Source organism: Pseudomonas sp. MWU349 (genome assembly GCF_017947325.1).
Taxonomy (GTDB): Bacteria; Pseudomonadota; Gammaproteobacteria; order Pseudomonadales; family Pseudomonadaceae; genus Aquipseudomonas; species Aquipseudomonas protegens.
Genome location: NZ_JAFEVP010000001.1, coordinates 1,632,423 through 1,654,351 on the forward strand (window position 1 = coordinate 1,632,423; position 21,929 = coordinate 1,654,351).

General features: G+C 56.8%; 20 protein-coding genes and 2 pseudogenes. 11 read left to right on the forward strand and 11 right to left on the reverse strand.

From position 1 onward, the window contains the following. Positions 1-52: 52 nt before the first annotated feature. Positions 53-1,114: an ABC transporter substrate-binding protein gene (locus KCG88_RS06970; RefSeq protein WP_210712092.1), complete on the reverse strand. Its 1,062-nt coding sequence runs from the start codon at positions 1,112-1,114 to the stop codon at positions 53-55. A 214-nt stretch (positions 1,115-1,328) separates the two neighbouring features. Between KCG88_RS06970 and KCG88_RS06975 the strand changes: the two genes are divergently transcribed. The 3 genes and pseudogenes from KCG88_RS06975 to KCG88_RS06985 form a co-directional block, all read left to right on the forward strand. Then, a complete protein-coding gene (locus tag KCG88_RS06975; protein WP_210712093.1) occupies positions 1,329-3,281 on the forward strand; it encodes an FAD-dependent oxidoreductase in 1,953 nt (650 codons plus the stop codon). A gap of 73 nt (positions 3,282-3,354) precedes the next feature. Further along, positions 3,355-3,981 carry a cupin domain-containing protein gene (locus KCG88_RS06980; protein ID WP_246882565.1) on the forward strand — a complete coding sequence of 209 codons (627 nt, stop codon included), beginning with the start codon at positions 3,355-3,357 and terminating at the stop codon, positions 3,979-3,981. Between the two features lie 499 nt (positions 3,982-4,480). Continuing rightward, positions 4,481-4,732 (forward strand): annotated as a pseudogene (locus KCG88_RS06985) (cupin domain-containing protein); the annotation flags it as partial. Between the two features lie 50 nt (positions 4,733-4,782). Here the strand turns inward: KCG88_RS06985 and KCG88_RS06990 are convergent. After that, positions 4,783-5,064 (reverse strand): hypothetical protein, encoded by a 282-nt coding sequence (locus KCG88_RS06990; RefSeq protein WP_210712143.1) that lies wholly within the window; start codon positions 5,062-5,064, stop codon positions 4,783-4,785. A 431-nt stretch (positions 5,065-5,495) separates the two neighbouring features. Between KCG88_RS06990 and KCG88_RS06995 the strand changes: the two genes are divergently transcribed. Together KCG88_RS06995 and KCG88_RS07000 are read left to right on the forward strand one after the other, a co-directional pair. After that, a complete protein-coding gene (locus KCG88_RS06995; protein ID WP_210712094.1) occupies positions 5,496-7,208 on the forward strand; it encodes an AAA family ATPase in 1,713 nt (570 codons plus the stop codon). Further along, a complete protein-coding gene (locus KCG88_RS07000) occupies positions 7,205-8,830 on the forward strand; it encodes an ATP-dependent helicase (protein WP_210712095.1) in 1,626 nt (541 codons plus the stop codon). Before KCG88_RS06995 ends, KCG88_RS07000 begins: the two co-directional genes overlap by 4 nt. A gap of 186 nt (positions 8,831-9,016) precedes the next feature. On the opposite strand, the gene KCG88_RS07005 is transcribed toward KCG88_RS07000, so the two are convergent. After that, a complete protein-coding gene (locus KCG88_RS07005; protein WP_348984527.1) occupies positions 9,017-11,134 on the reverse strand; it encodes an ATP-binding protein in 2,118 nt (705 codons plus the stop codon). Positions 11,135-11,466: 332 nt separating this feature from the next. After that, complete coding sequence (locus KCG88_RS07010; protein ID WP_210712096.1) at positions 11,467-11,760, reverse strand: DUF3077 domain-containing protein; 294 nt, start codon at positions 11,758-11,760, stop codon at positions 11,467-11,469. 291 nt (positions 11,761-12,051) lie between these two features. Here KCG88_RS07010 and KCG88_RS07015 point away from each other — a divergent pair, with 291 nt between their 5' ends. Continuing rightward, positions 12,052-12,720, forward strand: coding sequence for a phytanoyl-CoA dioxygenase family protein (locus tag KCG88_RS07015; RefSeq protein ID WP_210712097.1), 669 nt, complete (start codon positions 12,052-12,054; stop codon positions 12,718-12,720). A 46-nt stretch (positions 12,721-12,766) separates the two neighbouring features. On the opposite strand, the gene KCG88_RS07020 is transcribed toward KCG88_RS07015, so the two are convergent. Beyond that, positions 12,767-12,955: a DUF6360 family protein gene (locus KCG88_RS07020; protein ID WP_246882566.1), complete on the reverse strand. Its 189-nt coding sequence runs from the start codon at positions 12,953-12,955 to the stop codon at positions 12,767-12,769. A 2-nt stretch (positions 12,956-12,957) separates the two neighbouring features. Continuing rightward, the gene (locus KCG88_RS07025; RefSeq protein ID WP_210712099.1) at positions 12,958-13,221 is read right to left on the reverse strand and encodes a hypothetical protein; all 264 of its coding nucleotides are present in this window, start codon (positions 13,219-13,221) and stop codon (positions 12,958-12,960) included. A gap of 437 nt (positions 13,222-13,658) precedes the next feature. Between KCG88_RS07025 and KCG88_RS30915 the strand changes: the two genes are divergently transcribed. Further along, entirely contained in the window at positions 13,659-14,324 is a 666-nt protein-coding gene (locus tag KCG88_RS30915; protein WP_246882624.1) for a hypothetical protein, read from the forward strand. A 41-nt stretch (positions 14,325-14,365) separates the two neighbouring features. Here KCG88_RS30915 and tnpB read toward each other — a convergent pair. Both tnpB and KCG88_RS07040 read right to left on the reverse strand, forming a co-directional pair. Then, positions 14,366-14,620: pseudogene (tnpB, locus tag KCG88_RS30920) on the reverse strand (IS66 family insertion sequence element accessory protein TnpB); the annotation flags it as partial. A gap of 49 nt (positions 14,621-14,669) precedes the next feature. Further along, a complete protein-coding gene (locus KCG88_RS07040) occupies positions 14,670-15,584 on the reverse strand; it encodes an SGNH/GDSL hydrolase family protein (protein WP_210712102.1) in 915 nt (304 codons plus the stop codon). A 234-nt stretch (positions 15,585-15,818) separates the two neighbouring features. On the opposite strand from KCG88_RS07040, the gene KCG88_RS07045 reads away from it, so the two are divergent. Continuing rightward, positions 15,819-16,247, forward strand: a complete 429-nt coding sequence (locus tag KCG88_RS07045; protein WP_011060992.1) for a hypothetical protein — start codon at positions 15,819-15,821, stop codon at positions 16,245-16,247. 186 nt (positions 16,248-16,433) lie between these two features. Here KCG88_RS07045 and KCG88_RS07050 read toward each other — a convergent pair whose 3' ends face one another. Then, a complete protein-coding gene (locus tag KCG88_RS07050; RefSeq protein WP_210712103.1) occupies positions 16,434-16,817 on the reverse strand; it encodes a hypothetical protein in 384 nt (127 codons plus the stop codon). Beyond that, entirely contained in the window at positions 16,789-17,733 is a 945-nt protein-coding gene (locus KCG88_RS07055) for an AraC family transcriptional regulator (RefSeq protein ID WP_047336585.1), read from the reverse strand. The genes KCG88_RS07050 and KCG88_RS07055 overlap by 29 nt, the downstream gene beginning before the upstream one ends. Positions 17,734-17,911: 178 nt before the next feature. Between KCG88_RS07055 and KCG88_RS07060 the strand changes: the two genes are divergently transcribed. From KCG88_RS07060 to KCG88_RS07070, 3 genes are all read left to right on the forward strand, one after another. Continuing rightward, on the forward strand, positions 17,912-18,340 hold the full coding sequence (locus tag KCG88_RS07060) for a hypothetical protein (protein WP_210712104.1): 429 nt from the start codon (positions 17,912-17,914) through the stop codon (positions 18,338-18,340). Positions 18,341-18,406: 66 nt separating this feature from the next. Next, complete coding sequence (locus KCG88_RS07065; RefSeq protein ID WP_047286240.1) at positions 18,407-19,027, forward strand: hypothetical protein; 621 nt, start codon at positions 18,407-18,409, stop codon at positions 19,025-19,027. Further along, positions 19,005-19,673, forward strand: a complete 669-nt coding sequence (locus KCG88_RS07070) for a hypothetical protein (RefSeq protein WP_225368755.1) — start codon at positions 19,005-19,007, stop codon at positions 19,671-19,673. Before KCG88_RS07065 ends, KCG88_RS07070 begins: the two co-directional genes overlap by 23 nt. Before the next feature lie 61 nt (positions 19,674-19,734). Here KCG88_RS07070 and katG read toward each other — a convergent pair whose 3' ends face one another. Beyond that, positions 19,735-21,915, reverse strand: a complete 2,181-nt coding sequence (gene katG, locus KCG88_RS07075) for a catalase/peroxidase HPI (RefSeq protein ID WP_210712105.1) — start codon at positions 21,913-21,915, stop codon at positions 19,735-19,737. Between the last annotated feature and the right edge of the window lie 14 nt (positions 21,916-21,929).

Consider the following 21,929-nt stretch of genomic DNA (forward strand, 5'->3'; position numbering starts at 1 on the left):
TGGGCTGGCAAACAATAGGGCCGGACATCCGTAGACGTCCAGCCCGTTGAGACTACTTGCTGGCCCAGGCGTTGAAGCGCTCTTCCAGCTCTTCGCCATGATCGACCCAGAACCCGACGTCCATCGCCAGTGCCCCCTTGAGGTTCTGTTCCGAGGTCGGCACCCACTGCGCCAGCGCCGGGTCGAGCTTGGCTGCGGCCAGGGTGTTGGTGGGGCCATAGGGGATCTGCTTGACGTAGTTGACCTGGGCTTCAGGGGTGTTGGCAAACGCGATGAAGCGCTTGGCCTGATCCACGTGTTTCGAGCCCTTGATGATCGCCCAGTAGTCCATGCCGTACAGGCTGCCGGGCCACACCACCGCCAGCGGCGCGCCGGCCTGGGCGGCCACGGCGATGCGGCCGCTGTAGGTCGAGGTCATCACCACATCACCGGCGGCCAGCCACTGCCCCGGCTGGGCCCCGGCCTCCCACCACTGGATGTAGGGCTTGAGTTCGCTGAGCTTGGCAAAGGCCCGGTCCACCCCCTCGGGCGTGGCCAGGACCTTGTACACGTCCTCGACCTTGACCCCGTCGGCCATCAGGGCGAATTCCAGGTTGTACACCGCGCGCTTGCGCAGGCCGCGCTTGCCGGGGAACTGCTTGACGTCCCAGAAATCCGCCCAGGACGCCGGGGCCTTGGCCAGCTTGTTGCGGTCGTAGGCAATGGCCACGCTCCACACCAGCACCGCCGAGCCGCAGGGCTGGGCGGCATCGGGAATCAACTGCTCGGCACGGCCCAGAGTCTTCCAGTCCAGGGGTTCGTACATGCCTTCGTCGCAACCGCGCATCAGGTCCGGGCCTTCGATCTGCACCACGTCCCAGTCGACGTTGCCGGTGTCGACCATGACCTTGATGCGGGCCATTTCGCCGTTGTATTCGCTCTGGATCAGCTTGCTGCCATCGGCCTTGCTGAAGGGTTGGAACAACGCCACATCCTGGGCTTTTTGTCCGGCTCCGCCGTACGCCACGACCACCATGTCGGGGGCTGCCTGGGCAGTGCCCTGGCCCAGGGTCAGACCCAGGGCCAGGCTCAGGGCCAGGAAAGAACAACCGTGCTTGCGGGTGAGCGCTTTCATCTGTGAATCCTCTTCGCGGTGCCACACCGGCAGGCGCCGGCACGGCCCTTTTTTATTGTTGTGAGGTTGGCCCCGGGAGCGGGCGCAGATCGAAGCTACTGCAAGCCTTAGTAAAAAAACAAGTTGATTTTTTACTGTCGGTAAATTTTGATAGGCCAACAATAACAACGCCAAGGCTACGCCCCCTGCCCTTGGCCCGCCTGGAGCCACCGCAATGACCAGCGCCTTCCCGCACCTGTTCCAACCTTTGCAGATCCGTGGCAAACGCCTGAAGAACCGCATCATGTCCAGCGGCCACGACACCTCGATGCCCACCGACAACCTGGTCAACGAACAGCTGATTGCCTACCACCGCGCCCGGGCCGAAGGCGGCGTGGGCCTGATCGTGCTGCAGGTGGCTGGGGTCCACGACAGTGCGCGCTACACCAGCCACGTGCTGATGGCCACCGACGACGCCTGCATCGACGGCTACCGGCGCCTGGCCGAAACCTGCCACGCCCACGGCACCGTGGTGCTGTCGCAGATCTTCCACCCGGGGCGGGAAATCATGGAGTCCGCCGACGGCCTGCTGGCGGTGGCCTACTCCCCTTCGGCGGTGCCCAACGAACGCTTCCGGGTCATGCCCCGGGCCCTGGACCAGGACATGATCGACGAGATCATCCAGGGCTACGCCGACGCCGCCCGGCGCCTGCATCAGGCCGGGCTGGACGGCGTGGAACTGGTGGCCAGCCACGGCTACCTGCCGGCGCAGTTCATCAACCCGCGGGTCAACCGCCGCACCGACGGCTACAACGGCGAACTGGAACAACGCCTGCGCTTTATCCGGGAAATCCTCGGCGCCATGCGCGCCAGCACCGATGCCGAGTTCATCATCGGCCTGCGCATTTCCGCCGATGAACGCGACCCCGAAGGCCTCACCGAAGACGAATCCCTGGCCGCCGTGCAATTGCTGCAAGGGCAACTGGACTACGTGCACATAGTCGCCGGCACCTCGGCCTCCCTCGGCGGCGCCGTGCACATAGTCCCGCCCATGGCGGTGGAAGCGGCCTATCTGGCCCGGGAAGCCGGCACCTTCAAGGCCAAGCTGTCGATCCCGCTGTTCGTCACCGGGCGCATCAACCAGCCCCAGGAAGCCGAGGCGATCATCGCCAAGGGCCAGGCCGACGTCTGCGGCATGACCCGCGCGCTGATCTGCGACCCGCAAATGCCCAACAAAAGCGACAGCGGCCGAGCCGAGGACGTGCGCGCCTGCATCGCCTGCAACCAAGCGTGCATCGGCCACTTCCACAAGGGCCTGCCGATCTCCTGCATCCAGCACCCGGAAACCGGCCGCGAACTGCTCTACGGCCAGCCCAAGCCCAGCGCCCGCGGCAAACGCATTATGGTGGTGGGCGGCGGCCCGGCCGGGATGAAAGCCGCTGCGGTGGCCGCCCAACGCGGCCACCGCGTGACCCTCTACGAAGCCAGCGCGCAACTGGGCGGCCAGATCCAACTGGCGCAACTGCTGCCCCGGCGCAGCGAATTCGGCGGCGCCAGCACCAACCTGCAACGGGAAATGCAACTGGCTGGCGTCGAAGTGGTGCGCAACACCCGGGTCGACCGCGCCCTGATCGAGCGGGAAAACCCCGACCACGTGATCATCGCCACCGGCGCCCAGCCCTACTGGCCGAACTTCGAACGCGGCGGCGACCTGCAAGTGGTGGACGCCTGGCAAGTACTGCGCGACGAAGTGCAACTGGGCCGCAGCGTCGTGGTGGCCGACTGGCGCTGCGACTGGATCGGCCCCGGCATCGCCGAGCGCCTGGTGCGCGCCGGGCACCAAGTGCAACTGGCGGTCAACGGCACCCACTGCGGCGAAAGCCTGCCGCTGTACGTGCGCGACCAGATGGCCGGCGAACTGCACAAACTGGCGATCCCGATCATCCCCTACGCCCGCCTCTACGGCTGCGACGACAGCACCGTGTACCTGCAACACACCGCCAGCGGCGAACCCATGCTGCTGGAAAACGTCGACAGCCTGGTGCTGTGCCAAGGCCACCAATCCGTGGACGACCTCGGCCAACAACTCAAAGGCCTGGTGCCCTTCCAACGCATCGGCGACTGCCTGGCACCGCGCACAGTGGAAGAAGCCATCCATGAAGGCTTGAAAGTCGCCTGGGCGCTTTGAGGCTGCTTTATACTCCAGGGCTTTTGCAGGACGGGCGCCCGGACGCGCCCGCCTTCCAGGCCTGGAGCCCGCCATGAACCAAAGCAGCAAGACGCCGCCCGTGAGCACCGCGCCCGAGCCCGGCAGCGACAACCAGGCCCCTGGCGGCCCGCAGTTCCTTGGCACCCGCATCCGTGGCCTGCGCAAACGCCGCGGCCTGACCCTGAGCGAACTGGCCCAGCAGAGCGAACTCACCGCCGGCTACATCAGCCAACTGGAACGCAACCTCGCCTACCCCTCCATCCCCGCCCTATTCAACATCGCCCGCAGCCTGGGCGTGACCATTCAGTGGTTCTTCGCCAGCGAAACCCAGACCGCACCCGAAGACCAAGGCTATGTCGTGCGCAAGAAACAGCGGCTGCAGGTGAATTATGAGAACGGGATTATCGATCAACTGCTGACCCCACAGCCGACCCGGCAGCTGGAGTTTTTGCACTCACGCTTTCCGCCGGGGACCTACAGCAAGGAGAGTTACAGCCATGAGGGCGAGGAAGCCGGGTATGTGCTGTCGGGGAGCTTTGAGCTGTGGGTGGGGGAACGGTATTTTCAGTTGAGTGAGGGGGATAGCTTTAGTTTCTCCAGCCAGGAACCGCATAAGTATGGGAACCCTGGGGAGGAGGATGCGGTGGTGTTGTGGGTCATAACGCCGCCGACGTTTTGAAGGTTGGGGGACAAGCTACTTTCGACCTCGCAGACTGGAGGTCTGTCTCTACTAGAGACTAGGATCGAGTAGTCAATATCTGATGAATAAGGTCGAAATTGATCTACCAAGGCACTGCTTGAATCGAGGTGCCACCGAACGACAGCCGTCTACCACAAGACGACGTTTGACGAGGATACATAGCGACTATGGAAGGCACTGCGCTCTGGCTTTTTGATGCTCCACCGAATGTTGCCTGCCTCACTGTGCGGTCAATTCTTGATGGTCATAAACCTATTCTTGCTGTTGTCCGAGACTTCGAAGACGGAGCATGGTCATTTCTAACAGGCGAAGACATCGAGATGGCTGACGCTCTTCTCGTATCCTTAAAGTCTATAGTCGAACTTGACCCCAGTATCATTGACTTGGCTGACCTTCAACCTGGCTGGACTGCAGTTCGCAGCCACCGCGATATGCCATGGCAGAGAGCAATCAAATAGCCTGCTGCGAATATCGTTAGCCGCTCCGCCAGTTGGCGTTTCTGCACTCGCGTTTTCTGCTGGGGACGTACAGCAAGGAGAGTTATAGCCATGAGGGCGAGGAAGCCGGGTATGTGCTGTCGGGGCGTTTTGGGCTGTGGGTGGGGGAACGGTATTTTCAGTTGAGTGAGGGGGATAGCTTTAGCTTTTCCAGCCAGGAACCGCATAAGTATGGGAATCTTGGGGAGGAGGATGCGGTGGTGTTGTGGGTGATTACGCCGCCGACGTTTTGAGGGAGCGACTGAGCGGAAGCGCAATGCACCGCTCTTTCGTTTACTGAAAACTAGCTGTCACGGACTGGGAAGTAGAACTGCTGCCGCAACCACTCGCTGAACTGGGCCTCGGTCAGCGGAGCGCGTTGCTCGCCCATTTCATTCCAGGCGCGGTTAATCATCTGTTCCCAGTCTCGGGCGACGTCCATTAGTGGCGCTGCTGCTCCCCAGAAGTGTCCGGTCTCCAATGTTGCCCTTGCTCGACCGTTCAACTCAGCGAGGGTGGTGGTGCCCTCCAGATAGCGCAGCCCAGCTTCTAGCAATTTTCTGAACTCGATGATTTCAACGGTCATGTCTGGTCCCTTAAACAGAGCGTTTGGATAAGCAGCCTTTGGATTGATGCAGAGAATATCTGCTTTTCTGTTGTCACTTCAGCCGTGGTTAACATATTTGTATGCAATACCAGCGTCTGCTTACGACCAGAAGCAGCCAGTAACTAGAGACCCAGCGAAACTAATAGGCCATTTTTCTGCAGATCTGAGCGACCTGATATCGAGTCAGCACAGCACTCCTGCTGAAACCTACAATCCATTATTCGTCTGTGAACGTCTAGAGATTTACCGAAACTTTGCTTCACTGCACAAGCCCTTATAGAAATTACATGGTTTTTTATGCCATTCTCTAAAGCGCTTTAGCGCACCTAGGACGTCAATAGAAACAGCGCCTAAGGGAAGCCCGACTTGTCTGACATTCGAACCTAAGCGGCATTGAAAGGAGTCAACGTATGGAAATTGAAAAGGTCATCATTAAAGGTTTTCGAAACTACTCTGATGCCACGGTTAACTTCCAGAGCAAAACTTTAGTGATAGGCGGCAACGACTCTGGAAAAACCAACCTCATATACTCGCTCAGGCTGTTACTAGACAAATCTCTTTCAGAGAGCGACTTGGAACCCTCCGAATCAGACTTTCATGTCTCTAAAGCAGGAGTTCAACACGACGATCTCTCAATTGAAATTCACTTCAAGGATGTGGTAGAGGATGCTGTCCTTTCCGTCCTTAAAGGAAACGTATCAAGCGATGGAAAATCAACATTACGATACGAAGCAAACAGAAAAAAACTAGATTACACAATTAAGCTCGGCGTGAACTCGAAAAGCCTCAATACAATTAACAGCAGATTTTATCTAAAGTACCTAAACCTTAAGTATGTAAAATCTAGCAGAGACTTAGAAAAATTTGTCAACATTGAAAAAAAACACCTTCTGAAGATATCGCAAGAGCTCAGATCTGAAAGCGAAATTAAATCAGACCAAACACAGCTCGAAATCATCGGAAAAAATCTAGACACGATAAACGGGCTAATTGGAAAACTCCACTATGTAACCAATGCCACGAACGCGGTGAATGAAGAGCTTTTAAAACTTTCACACGATCTGACCAATTACTCCGTACACTTAGATTCAGGCGCAATTCAAACTCAACAGTTTATTGATAATTTAAAGCTAGGCGCTAGCACGGCTGGATCTAAAATATCTTTAGGAGGAGATGGGAGGAATAATCAAATTCTGATGGCTTTATGGAAAGCAAAAAGCCAGCGAGAATATGACCCTGAAAGCGAGGTTGTTTTTTACTGTATTGAGGAGCCAGAAGCGCATCTGCATCCGCATCAACAAAGAAAATTGGCGGACTATTTAATCAAGGATCTCCCCGGGCAAACCATCATTACAAGTCACTCCCCGCAAATTACTGCCAGGTATTTACCAAGCGCTATTGCACACATAAAAAGCTCGCCAGTTGGTAGCTACGCAGCTAGTGGTGGATGCTCAGATTGTATTAGTGAGGAATGGGATAACCTGGGATATAGAATGAGCATTCTGCCAGCAGAGGCTTTTTTCTCAAAGTGCGTACTGCTCGTTGAAGGCCCCTCAGAGTTACTATTCTATAATGAACTGGCAAAACAAATTAAAATAGATCTTGACTACTACAATATTTCAATACTGAACGTAGAGGGCATTCAGTTCAAGGTTTATACAAAAATATTGGATGCCATGGAAATTCCTTGGGCGATACGCACGGACAATGACATATCTCAAATTACTGTTCAACAAGTTGAGCTTAGGCAGCTTGCCGGTATAAATAGGTGTTTATCTCTAGCAGGCAATCCAAAACTCGATCACAGGCCTATTGGGACTAATCAAAAAACTATTTGTGACGACGGCACTTGGGCAGCGGTTAATAAAATCACCAACGCACACGGCATATTTCTCGCAAAAGTTGATTTGGAGACTGATCTCTGCGAAGAATTTCCAATCCAGCTGTTGGCGTACACCGAGACGTCTGATTTTCCTACCGCAATAGCTTTCCTTCAAAAGAAAAAAGCAATCCGCATGAGGGAGTTTCTCAGCTTATACTCATCAGCCCTCGTTTCTGCCTCGACAGGGCTGCTAGCACAACCACTACATTATTGCGTTGCAAAAGTGAGTAATGAAGCATGATTACCTACACAGAAGAACAGAGAGAAGCAATAAAACCTCAAGGCTCACTTGTTATTACAGCATGTCCTGGAAGTGGGAAAACCGCGGTCATTGCACAAAAAATTCGGAATGAGTTGCAAAACTTAAAATCCTATCAAGGAGTTTCTGCAATAACATTCACTCGCAAAGCCAGTAGAGAGTTAGAGGAGCGGTGCCGAAAAGATAACTCAGATACCAAGGCAAGCTTCTTTGGGACAATTGATTCATTCTGCCTTTCCGAAATTCTCTATCCTTTTCTAAATCAGGTTTTAGGGGGTAGCACTGAAAGCATGAACCCTAAATACGAATCGGATTTGACAGATGCGGAAAGGCTTTTAACTACCTCTCTGAAAGACATTGATGAAGTCGACACTACAAGCTTAACCGTCATAAAAAAACTTTATCTAAACGGAACTGTCTTCTTCCCCACCATTCCGGCACTCGCGCTCTATGTACATCAAAATTGCACGGCCTGTAAAAATTATATAAAAGCCAAATACACTAGTATCTACATTGACGAATACCAAGATTCCTCTAAAGCTCAACATATGCTTTTCTTAAGCATTGTAAACTCAGGCATAACTGGTGTGGCTGTGGGAGATTTGCAGCAGTCTATATATGGGTGGAGAAGGTGTAGTCCCGAGTTCCTTAAACAGCTTATGATATATCCGGGATTTACGCACCGAACGGTGTCTTACAATCACCGCTGCCACCCATCAATAGCGAACTACTCAAATAGACTTTTCAATCCGCAATTTGAGCTAGTTCCGACAGACTCTCTGCAAGTATGGCAATGTAAGCTTATAGGGACACAGCGCGATGCGGCCATATCGCTTAACAGATTAATCCCTGCCATACTAGAAAAATCTAATACATTCAAGCCATCAGATGTCGCGGTACTTGTTAGGAATAACCGTACCTTAGGCTACTTGAGAGAGCATGTTTCCATTCCTTGCAGAATATTTTCTGACGACGCTATCGACTTACTTCAGAGTAAGACAGGATTTCTTTGGTCAGCATTACTGAAGTATAAATTCGACCCAGCTATAACACCTGATTTGGTATTAGAGGCGCTCCCTGATCATTCAGAATTATCTAAAACAAAATTAATCTCCGCTCGCAAGGTAATTAGAAAAGCCAGAAACATAGATTCGTTGCTTCTTGAGGAATATTTACAAGGAGCATCGAAGCTATTTCTTGGCATTGAACCCAAAGACCATGAACTTTCTGCATTAAAAAAAGTAATAAATGACTCGGACGCGCTTAGGCAGTACACCCCTATTACTTCGGATGAAATCCAGTGCATGACGCTTCATAAGTCGAAAGGATTGGAATTCGAGATCGTAATTCATCTTGATCTTTCAGAGTGGATTTTTCCATTCCAGGAGGTTGGCGCGAGTTTTGCTGACAAGATTTACCCTGATTGGGAGCAGGATCTGAATCTTCACTTTGTCGGTGTCACCCGAGCCAAATCGATCTGTTTACTCGTTCATACCACTATGCGATTAAATGGAGCAGGAGAAACAAAAAATGGCGCCCCCTCAGCCTTTTTGAGGTTGCCAGGTGTTCAAGGTCTTTTCAAAACATTTACCTACCCCCAATAACAAATCATCGTTTTTACCCCGACTTACTTTCATTACTTCCATTTCAAGCAAAAAGTTATTTTTCTTAATATGCTGATATACTTACTAAAAACACGCAATGGTTGTAAAAATTCACAATATTCTCCGCATTAGAGCTTTGCTCGTTTGAGGCTACTGAATCGCCCAACTTTATGACATCCGTCTTTACTATCCTCGTTTGACATTCGTTGATTTTTTTCGTGCCCGGGTGCTTTTAAGGCCAAGATAATTGGTCTCATAGGTTGTGAGCAGATTCCACATTTGTCGATCTACGACATCGTGCTTTTCAGGACTTCTAAGTTTTTGAAGAAGTCTACTAATAAACTTGGCCGGCAGCTTTACAATTAAACACTGATGAGAGCCATGCATCTCTTTGACCCAATCCAAATCCTTTCCTGAGGTAAGGTTTTCGCTTTCATCCCTATTTATAATAAAACCCAATTTCCCATATGAACCAGTCAAGTATGACTGCAATTGGCGATACTCATCCGCGCCAAGCTCTTGATAGTTTTTTGCATCAAAAACAACGTTCCTGCTTTTATAGTCAAGTAAAACCCTACTCCAAAAATCTGATTTCCCACGATTAGTTCCAATTATATCCCTGCGTTGAACCGCAGCGCCATTTGGATGTAGTTGCAATCCAACAAGATGAGCCGCGAAGATTACTTTTAATGCTTCAAGACTCCACAATTCAAAATCACGCTCCCCCTCTCTCCCCAAGGGAATATTGTCGAGCTGCGAAACAATCTGACCAATTTTTGTATTTCTTATTTTTGGATTTAGTGAATCAACCTTAATATCATACTCATCATTTATTTCCTCAGCCTCATCTGGTGCCAATGCGTTTCGACTGAGATTTAAACCAAGCCAGTAACAGGGATGCACAAGAATCCTATCAATGTTCTCGAACCCCTTATCCGGAGTTCGGCCATCATGGCAAAACGAGTAAGAGGAAAGATTTTGATCGTGCAACCCTATAAAACCGATACTATAAAGCGACTGTAATAGTCCGGTAGAACCTAGCAAACGAGCTTCTGCCAAAGAAGCTTGCTCGTCTCCATCCTCTAATGATTCGACTGCATGATCGATTTTCGCCAAGGCCGCCATTACAGACAACTCAGGCTCCGCATTTTTGAATGCACTTGTAACTACCTGAATAGGGGGGAATATTTTTTGGTATTCCTTCCATAAGTCTTCAAGTCTGGCTACGGAGATAGACTTTGCAGCGTGCTCCAAATCTTCAAGTACCGCCGTATCTCGCCCATGCCTAAATGAGCAAAAAAAAGATTCGTTCAACAGAGAAAGTAAGTCTCTTGGGCGGTACAGTGTGAACTGCAGGCATCTTTTGAATCCATCCCGCCCCTGCAAATCTCCTGCAGTGCAACGATCCCAAACCCGCTGATCCTTTTCAACGTCAAGCTTAAAGCTTAGTTTCATTCTCGTTGCCGCCAGCTGCAAAAGAAGGGCCCAATCCCAATGTAGCCGAATTACTTGCCCTTCTAAGTTTCGCGAGTAGTCAGGATCTTCCTTTGCAAGAGCCCTAAATACATTATCCCGTAAAAAAATTATAGGCCTAATCAGTTGAGACCTCTGATTTAGCTCCACGGCAGCGTAAGCTAACCCGGCAATAATACCGATACCAATCGCATCTGGCTCATAACCCTCATCAAGTCTGTCCATCAATATTACTACTCGTCGATCAGCCTTATGCAGGATCTTCAACACAAGATCCTCGACAATACCAAGATCCAGATTAAATGGAAGATCTCCTATTGCCTCCTCGGGCGATTCAACCGATAAAAACTCTTTCGCCATTCTCCTGCACTTTGTTAAAAAAGGAGCCTGTGAGTCATTCCATCGATCCACATGCGCTTTTAATTTTTGTTCTTTAACGACAAGATCAGCAAGCTTATAGTGCCTAGAGATATTGCTTGCGATCTCCATCGACATCGCATAGCGCCAGAGCATTTTAGTAGCCGCTCTGGAAAGAACAAACGAGTTAGAAAAAGGGCGCAATAGCGACCGAAACCCTATGATTTCAGTATCATCTGGAGAGAAGGTAAGTGTTATCACTTTCTTATCTTTAACCCAGTGTTTTTTTAAGTTTATGAAAAGCGCGCTTTTCCCCGTCCCTCGACGACCTACAACTACAGTTCGATCATCAGATTCTACTAATGCTCGAAAATCAGGAGTTTCAATGAAGGCATTCGACAGCATCTTGTCGTCATTTTCTGCCGTTGTATCACCTAGCGGATTTGTACGCACAACTGTGGTTGCTGCTGTCACTTGATCCACTCCTTGGCATATTTTTATCTATAACATTGACGGTCAGCAGCGGCGGATGATGTCGAGAGCTCAATTCATTACACCCTCAAAAAATCCAGCACCGCTCGATGTTTCGATTTCTGGCAGAGTTACATACTCAATCTACACAATAGACCTATGACATTTCTCCGTACAGGCCCTACAGGTTGGCGAATCTTCGAAGTAAAAATATTGATTCTCTTGAGCTCCTCTGGGGCAAGTGCTGCTCACGGTAGCTGTCTGCGTCTTTAATAGAGACCCCACTTATCAAGCAGTGATACGCGGCGTCTCTATCTATTTCGCACGATGTCGCCCTAACTCAGAGCCCCTTCCTCAGCCCCTCTTCCACCCACCCCCAACCCCAGATCATCAATCACCGCCTTCCCCATCTCCGCCAAAAAGTACGCAGCCCACGCATACCGCTCCCCCTGCTCTTCCATAGCCGCATCCAGCGCAAGTTTTTTAGCGTAGTACAACAACGTCGAAGCCTGCTCCAACGCTTGCTGCAAAGGCACATCCGCATTGACGCGAAACAACGTTAGTTCAGGATCGGCACATTGGCCAAAGGTGACAGAACCTTGGGTTTTGATGGAGTTTGAATGGCTCATCGTGCACCTCCCGCCAAGGTCTGGCAGCAGAGGTTTTTGAGCGGAGGAAGGCGAAAGGAACGGCAGCAAACTTCACACAGATTACCGGCAGACATGATTGAAACTCCCTGATCAACAATGTGCCTGCATCTGATCGGGTTCTCAGGCCCGGTCGCTGATATTTGCAGCGACCGCAGCAGACTAGGCGGTCTGCTCAGGGTCCGGCAACCGCTAAACCGTAGCCGGTTATGTCGCTTGGATTAGCGAGCCGTTATGCTCTCCCCCACCCCGGATAAGGACATCTGCCCCCTCATGATTGACCGCGAACAACTCCATCAAAACGGTTACCAATTGCTGCGTCAGGCGGTGCCCGCCGGCTGGCTGGATGAGCTGCGGGCCGCTTTCGAGGCGGGGGTGATTGCGCCTGAACAATGGCCGGTGCCTCGGGGCCACGATTGGCGTCATGCGCTGGTGGATCTGGATGCACGGGTGCAGGCGGTGTGTCGCTTGCCGGCGCTGTTGGCGGTGGCCGGGGAGTTGATCGGGGAAGGCTTTTTTCTGGCGCAGGTGGAGGGCCGCGAGCCGTTGGCAGGGGGCGGTCATCAGGTATTGCACCGGGATCTGTCGGAGCAGCGCCTCGGTGACCGGGTCACGGCGCTGGTCTATCTCGATGACTATGGGCCGGCCAATGGCGCGACGCGCATCGTGCCCGGCAGTCATCGCCCCGGGGAGCGGTTGGCGCCCTTTGATTTCAGTGATGAATCCCGTGTGGTGCAGTTGGCAGGGAATGCGGGGGACGTGCTGCTGTTCGATGCCGATCTGGTGCATGGGGCCAGTCTGAACGCCAGTGGTGCGCGTCGTCGCAGCTTGCTGGTCAGTTATTGCGCCCTGGGGCTGTATGAGTCCCATCTGCAGACGCTGGGCCTGCGTGCTATCCGCATGGACACCAGCGAGCGCTTCGAGCCGGCGGACTTTGTCTGAGTGGGCTCGGGCGCGAGGGGTGCGTCAGCCGCTGCGTGGCGCTCATTCAGTCGGCCAGGCGGCTGGCCAAACGTTGCAGTGCCTGGGCCAGTTCCAGGGCCTGTTCCGCCGTCAGTTCCACCGGGTCGTTGTGCGGGCTGATGGCCTTGAGATGAATGGCACTGCCCTGCTCTATCCATAGGCGCACGGCGCCTTCGCTGTTCTCGAAATAATCCGTTGTGCGGTCAATCGGCATGTTCATTCACCTTGTGCGTGGGCGGTGGCCAGTTCCAGCAGGCGGGTGAAGTCGGCGATGGCAAAATACAGGTCATCGCGGGTGTCGCCGTCCCAGTCTTCGACGGCTTCCCTGTCGGCCTTGAGTGAGGCGATGCGGGTTTTGATCTCGGCGATTTCCGCCGCGCCGCACTGGGTGGCGATGGCCTCCCAGCGTTCCTGGGGAATGTTTTGCTGGACCGACAGCCCGGCTTGGGCTTGGGCGATCAGTGCGGTGAGTTGGCTCATGGGGTATTCGTCCTGAAAATGCAGCCTTTGAATCGGGGCGCGATCGCGGGCTGGAATGTGCAGAGGCGCGGCTTGTGCGTCAGGCGCTTTGAGGCGGGTCACTTTATCGGTAAGCGTCTGGGCAACACACCTTCCTGACACCGACGCCAAAGGCGATGGTGTACACCTCAATCTAAGTGGGCACCCTCTCTAGCCTTTTAAGCGGGTCTTTCCATGCAGCAAGAATGCCGTTCCTATTCCAAATCCTTCAAGGCCCAGGTTGTCCAAGAATGCGCCCAGCCCGGCGCTTCGATTGCCAGCGTCGCGCAGAAGCACAGTATGCGTCTGGCCGTCCCATCCTGATGGCATTTTCAAGGCATGAACAACCTTCAGAGAGCTGTGGGACACCTCAATTGGCTCTGTAGAATATGGTGCATTGGGTGGAGGGAATTTTTAACATGCTTTTACTTTTGAGTCTTCGTGACGTTATCGAAGCCCTTGCGACCTGTGATAGCAATAACGATGTCTGCAGCCGCTATTCATGGGTCTATGTCAAGGACGGAGCACCGCTGATCGAAGCTCGCTTTTACCTTTCTTCGCCCGAGGAAGAATCGAATAGCGTACCCGGCGAGAACGGTGAGCAAATGCCGGCCTTTGCCGTAGCACACGGCCTTTCGTATTGCCTTGAAGCTGCCGACTTTGTAGATGTACTGAGCGTACAGAAGCGTCAGCAGCCGCTCTCACAACTTGAGGACTATGCCGCTGCGCTTGAACACTACGTCGAGCGAGACGCCTTTCTAGATCGGGGTGAGTTCCACAGTGGTCGGTGCGTGGATCAACAGCCGTTGCCAGGCATTTCACGCGACTTTTTTCCCGAATACGATCTTCAGCTGGATACGTGTCCGGCTGATCGCATCCGAGATGCTGCGCGCGTCATCGCTCAATTGCTGCACATAAGTGTGGCTGATGCTCTCGCGCGTTGCAGGAGGCTGCCGGTGATTCTAGGGGAACGCACCGACTCACAGGGGCGCGTGCGGATTGAGACACAATTCATCGCTCTTTCGTTGCCGCTGCAAATAACGACACACTGGCCGCTTGCCTGGCTTCCCGGAGTTGATCCGTAAGAAGTCGATGAACGCGCACCGCCACTGCCCATGCGTTGCCAGGGTAAACCCAACACCAAGACTTGAAGTTGCTCGGTATTCAACTCGAGTTCAGGGCCTTGGCGAATGCCTGGCCAGTGGAACCTGCCTTGGTTCAATCGGCGAGCAGCCGGCCAGATGCCAAACCCATCATGCACCAGCACTTTCATGCGATTGGTGCGGCGGTTAGCAAACAGATAAGCACAGTGCGGTTGCGCCGCACCGAACACGGCAACCACCCGGGCCAGCGCAGTTTCAGTTCCGGCGCGCATGTCCATGGGCTCGATAGCCGGGCAATGCTGACCGGCTATGGACGGATAGAAAACCTCAACGGCTCGCTTTCAGCGTTTCAAGCATCGCCTCGGCGGCCAGGCTGTGGACTTTGCGGGTCGGGTGCCATTCATCCCAGTAGTAATGGGCATCCGGATCCGCACACACGGGTTTGACGTCCGGGTAGGTGGCTTGGCACGGGGTATCCAGATCCTTCAGGCCCGCCACCTCGGGTGCCGCGCGAAGCGTGTTGCTGAAGGCCAAGTGGTCGAAGTAGCCAATGCTCACGTGATGGGAGTTAGCCAGTGTTGTCAGCACGGCGGGCAGTTTTTGTTCGAGTATCTGCTGGTAGTGCGTTGCGTTCTTGACTTGATTGCCCTGCACCACAGCCGGCACATGGCTCAAATCCGTGGTCCCCACCACCATCAGGTGCTTCGCCCCTGCGGCGATCAGCGTCTCGGTGCTCTTCTGTATATTCGCCACGCTGTTCTGGCCAAGCACGTCGATCGTTTCTGGGTGCGAGAAGTCGGCCCATTCAAAAAAGTCGTTGGCTGAGATGAACATGAAATACAGCGCATCCGGATCCGCCTTGTGTGTTTTAGCGGCTTTCAGGTGATCGGCAATTTGCCCGAAAACCCCGGTGTCGCGAGAGGGCTGCATCCAGGCGTAGTAGTTGCCGTTGCCGCTTTTGGCGCCGCCAATGGCGTAGTCGGTCAAGGGGATTTTCAAGGCCTGCGCCAAGTGCTCGACCGCGGTGGGACCATTGCTCCAGCGTCCCTGCCAATACAGCGAACCGGGCAGCTCCTGTGCATCTTTGACCTGCTGCGCGGCCATGGTTCGGGTGAAGGTTTCACCCGCGCCATTGTCAGAGTAGCTGTCACCGAACGCATAGAGATGATCGTAGCCAGGGCCGCCAAAGGCGGTTGCGGCAGTCATGGTCAATAGAGCGGCCAAGCAAGCGCGTCGAATCATTGAAAGTCTCCCGGGTGGTGGTCCTAGACTACCGGTGGCGACGTTTTGCCTCGCCACGCTTGCGACCTGTATTTAGCCGAGGGCGCAAAGAGTGTGCTGTTTGCGACAGGTCGGTGGCGAATGAGTCCAGCGTGTGCGCCGGTTTTTTTATCCCGCCTGTTGCCTTGGGTGCTTGGCAGCGCCGCACGGGTCGGCTTCAATAACCGCCCCTTTTCATGTTCAGGAGCTAGAAGGATGCAGCTTTATTACCGTTGGGCGGCCGCGTGGGTCATGGCGTGGGTACTGGGAACCGGGCTGGCCCAGGCCGAGGAACGGCCACAGGTGGCGGACAAGATCCTGGCCTATACCGGGCCGCACGGGGTGAAGGTCTGGACCCTGCGCATCGGTGAGCGCAGCGCCAATCAGGCGCTGGTGCAGGTGGAAGACGCCGACCACGACTGGAACATGCGTATTCAGAAAATGAACGTGGAGCAAACCGATCGCGACACCCGTTACTTCACTCAGGTGGACGGGCAGAAGTTCGTGGTGCTGCTGCTTCAGGAAGGCTATGGCGAGTTGCATCTGCCGGGTGAGGCCAAGCCGCTGAAGGTGGGTTATGACAGCAACCTGTCCAGCTATGGCGATGCCCAGGCGTTTCTCAATGAGTACCTCAAGGCGAAGTAAAGCGTCGGGCGGCCGTGACCGCTCTGCAACAACGCCTCCCTAGGGAGGCGTTGTCGTTTTTCCCCGTGTGCATCCCTCTCGACGCAGATCAAACCGGTCCAGGTTCATGACGCTGAGGGCCCGGCCCCTTTCTTATGAACTCTGGATGATCAGGGCCCCGGCCATCAGGTCTTCGCCATCAATGCCTTACTTCAATAGCAGGTAGCAGACTCCACCGACCAAAATGCCCTTGTGCTCTTGAGCGGCGCTGTTCAGCCGGGAGTTGTTGATCTGCAGCACATAGTTCAAGCCTGGGCGTGTCTCTTGACCCTGAATCCAGGCGGGTATTCCGGCGATCTTGGCCAGGCCGTTTTCGTCGCTGTCCTGCCCCGGGTTTTCAACCACTTCGATTCGCCGCGCCGGGGTGATGGGCTGTCCGTAACCATCCACCTGTCGCGCCGCGGGTCTGTAGGCCAGCACCTTGCCGCCCTCTTGCATGGCTTGATCGATGTAGGTATCGCTGACGATCGAGTAAGGCGCAAGGAGCTGGGGTGCGCCTGCGCTAGCCTTCCGCGCCAGGCGGATGGCCAAAGTGGGCCTTGTAGGCGTGGTTGAAATTGGCCGGGTTGGCGTAGCCCAGGCGGTAGGCGATCTGCGCCACGTGCCATTTGCGCTGGCGCAACAGGGTGCGTGCCAGCTCCATGCGTTGGCGCCGCACATACTGCAGCATCGACTGGCCGAATACCTGGGCAAAGGCGCGGCGCAGGGTGGTCTCCCCTACCCCCAGTTGCTGGGCCAACGCCTGGCTGCCGGGCGGGTCCAGCAGGTGGGCGTCGAGCTGGCGACGGGCTTCGTGAGCCAGGTCCAGTTGCCCCCGCACCGTGGGCGCCGCAGGGCGCTGGCCCTGGAGGTGCACCGCCAGTTCCACCAGCACCGCCAGGCTCAGGCTTTCCTGGTGCAGGCGTTGCAGGGCGCCCTGGTACGGCGCTTGGTAGAGCCGCTCCAGCAAGCTGCCCAGCGCCCGGCAGCGTTGAAACTGGCGAAAGCGGATGCCGTCGTCCAGCAGGCCGAGCAAGGGCTGCAGCGTCGGGTCTTCCTCGGCCAGTTCCCGCAGATAGCTACCGGCGATACGCAGGCCGGCCATGCGCGCGTGGCTGCCGGCGGGCATCTGGTCCAGCGCTTCCATGGTTTCGCTCAGGCCCAGGGCCTGGGGCGCGCCGGGGGTGTAGTGGTGGAGCTGGCCGTCGATCCGGTGCTGCCATTGCCCGGCCAGCACCTGGACGATGCACAGGCTGTCGGGCAATACCTTGTGGATGCGCAGCGGATCGGGGAATTGCAGGTTGCAGTCGAAGTACTGCAAGTGCGGGCGCACGGTGCGGGCGCGGTAGTGGCCGACGGCGCTGCCCATCACCCGCCGGGCACTGGGGTCGAACACCCCGGCGCGGGCCAGGCCAACCGGCCGGTCGAAGCAGAATTGTGTATCGAGGTAGGGGTTCCAGCATTCCATCGGCAAAGCGGGTCCATGGGGGTGGTTGCTACGGCGGCCAATGGTAACTCACTCACACTTTGCGCAGCGGTGGTTGTGAGCGTCGGAATTTTTCTTGTGAATGACGGCCAAAGCGCTTGGCAGGGCAGCAGGTGCCGACTTCAATGAACGGCTTTTTCAGATGTCAGGAGTGTGAACAATGCAGCTTTATTGCAGATGGGCGGCCGTGTGGGCCATGGCGCTGGCCTTGGGAACCGGCCTGGCCCAAGCCGATGAACGGCCCCCGGTGGCGGATAAGCTGGCGGCCTATGTCGGCCAGCAGGGGGTGAAGGTCTGGACCTTGCGCATCGGTGAGCGCAGTGAGCATCAGGCCCTGGTGCAGGTGGAGGACGTGGATCACGACTGGAACCTGCGCATCCAGAAAGTGGCCGTGGAAAAGACCGCAAAGGATACCCGCTACGCCACGACCGTCGACGGGCAGAAATTCGTGGTGCTGGTGCTCCAGGAGGGTTGGGGCGAGCTGTACCTGCCGGGTGAAGCCGCGCCGGTGCGGGTGCGCTATGACGAGAACCTGTCGAGCCAGGGCGATGCCCAGGCGTTCCTTACCGACTATCTCAAGGCCCGGTAAGCCCTGGGGGAGCGCCGGCACCCAGACGCTCGACCGCTTTGTTTTCTGTGAATCAAGGACTTGTTTATGACTTCATCGCTGCAACCCGATGCATCCCGCGACGCTCAGCGCGAACAGGTGATCGCCCAGCTCCAACAGGTGATCCAGCGTGTGCCCGAGCAGAGCGAATTCACCAACACGCGCCGCTATCAATTGCTGGGCCCGCTGTTCACGCTGATTTCGCTGGGCATGCTGGCCTGGGGTATCCAGCAGGGCAAGACCGGCATGTTGCTCTGCGGGCTGTTTCTGTCCGCGTTGTTCGCCCTGGTGACCTGGCAGCATCGCCACGCCGGCCAGCATGCCTTCATGCGGTTGACCCGGCGCCAGCTGTTCGTGGATTCCCTGAGTGCACCGGTCAACCTGACGGACGTGGTGGATGTCCATGTCAAGGATGAGGGGCTGCTGACCCTGCAGCAGCTGACCCTGCGCCCGGGCAGCGCGCTGCCGACCCACAGGCCCGTGCGCCAGTTGTTCGGCAACCAGGCCATGGCGCTCAAGAGCCCCGAACCTCACATTCGCATTCATTCCGCCGGGTTGATGAGCGGGGGGCGCAAACTGGCCATCGATGACATCGCCGCGCTGTTGGACGCCTACTGCCAGGCGGCCAATGCACAGCAACAGCTGGATGAGTTGCAAGGCCGTGGATAACGCCGAAAAAGAAGCCTTGTTGCTGCAACTGCAGGCCGATGCCGACGGCCCCCGGCGCCGCTGCGAGATTCGTGAGCGCTCCCTTGGGCAAGCGGTCATGCTGGCCCTGCTCTCGCTGCTGCTGGTGCTGTTGGGCGGCTGGCTGGCCAGCCTGCCTTCGGCCTGGCAGTTGCGCTCTGCCCAGCTGTGGTTCTGGCTGCCCGGGGCGCTGATGCTGGGCGCCGGGCTTGTGGGCCTGGCGGCGGCCGAAGCCCTGCGCCGGCGGCATGGCCAGCAGGTGCTGGCGCTGACCCCCGACACCCTGCAGTTCGCCAATGCGCCCGACCCCACTCCCTGGGTGTGTTTCGATGGTTTCGAACTGGAGCAGCGCTACCTGAGCCTGGGGCTGGTGTTCTCGGTGATCGCCGGTAGCCGTGCGCCGGCCCTGGCGCCAGCCTGCTTCAAGTCCCTGGCCGCGCCCCATGCCTGGCCAGTGGCCGCGGGCATGCGCGTGCGGTTGTGGCTGTTCAACCCGATGCTCGATGGCCAGCGCCTGGATTTCCAAGCCCTGACCGACCTGCTCTACGCCTACCTGAATGCGGCCCAGGCCCGCAGCACCCTGGGCCAACTGTTCCCGGAGGTGCAACGGGTGGGGGCAACGCAGTAGCCGGGCCAGTAAAAACGCCTCCCTAGGGAGGCGTTGTCGTATTACCCGGTTTGCTCCCCTTTTAGCGCAGATCGAACCGGTCCAGGTTCATCACCTTGTCCCAGGCCGCCACAAAGTCCTTCACGAACTGCTCACCCGCATCCGCCGCTGCATACACCTCGGCCAGGGCCCGCAGTTGCGAGTTTGAACCCAGCAGCAGGTCGACCCGAGTACCGCTCCATTTGTATTGCCCCGTGGCGCGGTCGCTGCCTTCGTACAGGTCGCGGGCCTCGGACTGGGGTTTCCATTGGGTGCCCATGTCCAGCAGGTTGACGAAGAAGTCATTGCTCAAGGTGCCCGGGCGCGCGGTGAATACGCCGTGGGGCGATTGCCCGACATTGGCCCCCAGCACCCGCAGGCCGCCCAGCAGCACGGTCAGTTGCGGGGCGGTCAGGGTCAGCAGTTGCGCTCTGTCCACCAGCAGGGCTTCGGCGGTGACGCCGCTGATCGGCTTGAGGTAGTTGCGAAAGCCATCGGCCACCGGTTCCAGCACGGCGAAGGATTCGACGTCGGTCTGTTCCTGGCTGGCATCCATGCGCCCCGGGGCGAAGGGCACGCTGATGCTGTAGCCGGCATTTTTCGCCGCCAGTTCCACCGCCGCGCAACCGCCGAGGACGATCAGGTCGGCCAGGGACACGCGCTTGCCACCCGTCTGCGAGCTGTTGAAGGCGCTCTGTACCCCTTCCAGGGCACGCAGCACCTGGGCCAGTTGTGCCGGTTGGTTGACCTCCCAATCCTTTTGCGGGGCCAGGCGAATCCGTGCGCCGTTGGCGCCGCCGCGCTTGTCCGAGCCGCGGAAGGTCGAGGCCGAGGCCCAGGCGGTGGACACCAATTGCGCAACCGACAGGCCGGAATTGAGGATCTGGCCCTTGAGCTGCTGGATGTCCTGGGCGTCGATCAGCGGGTGGTTCACTGCGGGAATCGGGTCTTGCCAGATCAGTTCCTCGGCCGGCACTTCCGGGCCCAGGTAGCGGGCGCGCGGGCCCATGTCACGGTGGGTGAGTTTGAACCAGGCCCGGGAGAAGGCTTCGGCCAGTTGCTCGGGGTGCTCATGGAAGCGCCGGGAGATCGCCTCGTAGGCCGGGTCGAAGCGCAACGACAGGTCGGTGGTGAGCATCGACGGCGTGCGGCGTTTGTTCGGGTCGTGGGGGTCGGGCACGCTGTCGGCCCCGGCGCCGGCTTTGGGCCGCCATTGGTGGGCGCCTGCGGGGCTGGTGGTCAGTTCCCATTCGAAGCCGAACAGGTGGTCGAAGAAGTCATTGCTCCAGCGGGTCGGGGTGGTGGTCCAGATCACTTCCAGGCCGCTGGTGATGGCGTCGCCACCGACGCCCGTGCCGAAGCTGCTTTTCCAGCCCAGGCCCTGCTCTTCCAGGCCGGCGGCTTCCGGTTCCGGGCCGACGTGGCTCGCCGGGCCGGCGCCGTGGGTCTTGCCGAAGGTGTGGCCACCGGCGATCAGGGCCACGGTTTCTTCATCGTTCATGGCCATGCGGGCGAAGGTTTCGCGGATGTCCCGGGCCGCCGCCAGCGGGTCGGGGTTGCCGTTGGGGCCTTCCGGGTTGACGTAGATCAGGCCCATCTGCACCGCCCCCAGGGGGTTCTCCAGCTCGCGGTCGCCGCTGTAGCGCTGGTCGCCGAGCCAGGTGGTTTCGCTGCCCCAGTAGACGTTGTCTTCCGGCTCCCAGACGTCCTGGCGGCCACCGGCAAAGCCGAAGGTTTTAAAACCCATGGATTCCAGGGCGACGTTGCCGGTGAGGATGATCAGGTCGGCCCAGGAGATCTTGCGCCCGTACTTCTGCTTGATCGGCCAGATCAGCCGCCGCGCCTTGTCCAGGCTGACGTTGTCCGGCCAACTGTTGAGCGGGGCGAAGCGCTGCTGCCCGCCCCCGGCGCCGCCACGGCCATCGGCGATGCGGTAGGTGCCGGCGCTGTGCCAGGCCATGCGGATGAACAGCGGGCCGTAGTGGCCGAAGTCCGCCGGCCACCAGGGTTGGGAATCGGTCATCAGCGCCAGCAGGTCGCGCTTCACCGCGGCCAGGTCCAGGGTCTTGAATTCGGCGGCGTAGTCGAAGTCCTCGGCCATGGGGTCGGACAGGTGCGAGTGCTGGTGGAGGATCTTCAGGTTCAGTTGGCCGGGCCACCAGTCACGGTTGCTGGTGCCTTGGCCGGCGGTGTGTTTGAACGGACACTTGGATTCGTTGGACATGGGACTCTCCTTCG